1 protein-coding gene and 1 pseudogene are annotated in these 730 nt (G+C 55.9%); both read right to left on the bottom strand.

What is annotated here, in order from left to right; genetic code table 11:
• A pseudogene (locus ACIGDJ_RS27020) lies at positions 1-469 on the bottom strand (NADH-quinone oxidoreductase subunit L); the annotation flags it as partial.
• Entirely contained in the window at positions 466-729 is a 264-nt protein-coding gene (nuoK, locus tag ACIGDJ_RS27015) for an NADH-quinone oxidoreductase subunit NuoK (protein ID WP_397504668.1), read from the bottom strand. The pseudogene ACIGDJ_RS27020 and the gene nuoK, both read right to left, overlap by 4 nt.
• Position 730 lies beyond the last annotated feature (1 nt).

Genomic DNA, 730 nt, shown 5'->3' with positions numbered 1-730 from the left:
AAATAAACAGCAAACAACAAAAGCACACGACAAACCAGAACAAAAAAATGAACAACAGATAAACAACGAGCACAAAGAACAGCATGCTGGCGATAAACAGGTTGGTGTACGAGAAGAAGCGTGAGTAACCCGCTTCGCCGCGCATGTACCAGGACGCGAAGAGGTGGATCAGGAAACCGACGCCGACCACCACGCCGAGCATGGTGATCGACAGGCCGTCGATGTACAGGGCGAAATCAGGCTTGAAGCCTTCCACCGCCATCCACTGCCACAGCACCAGGGTGTAGTGACCGCCTTCTGGAGGCGCGACGTTGAATTGCCAGATGACGTAGGCGGTGACAATCGCCGACAAGCCAATGGAACCCACGCCGACCAGCGCCGAGAGGTTTTCCGACCAGCGTCCACGGGAGAACGACAGCAGCAGGAAACCGATGAGAGGAAATACGAAAGTCAGAAAGATCAGGTTCATCCGCGCATCTCACTGGCAGCGTCGATATCGAGCGTGTGGAAGCGGCGATACAGTTGCAGCAGGATCGCCAGACCAATACTGGCCTCGGCCGCTGCAAGGCTGATCACCAGGATGAACATGATCTGTCCATCCGGCTGCGCCCAGCGGGCGCCCGCAACGATGAAGGCCAGGGCAGAGGCGTTCATCATCACTTCCAGACTCATCAACACGAACAATATGTTGCGGCTGACCATCAGTCCGACCAGACCAAGGCAGAACAGG

Origin of the sequence: Pseudomonas sp. NPDC079367 (genome assembly GCF_044542195.1) — a bacterium.
Lineage (GTDB): Bacteria > Pseudomonadota > Gammaproteobacteria > Pseudomonadales > Pseudomonadaceae > Aquipseudomonas.
Note: the sequence above shows the minus strand (reverse complement) of the source record. Positions and strands in the feature narration are given on the sequence as shown.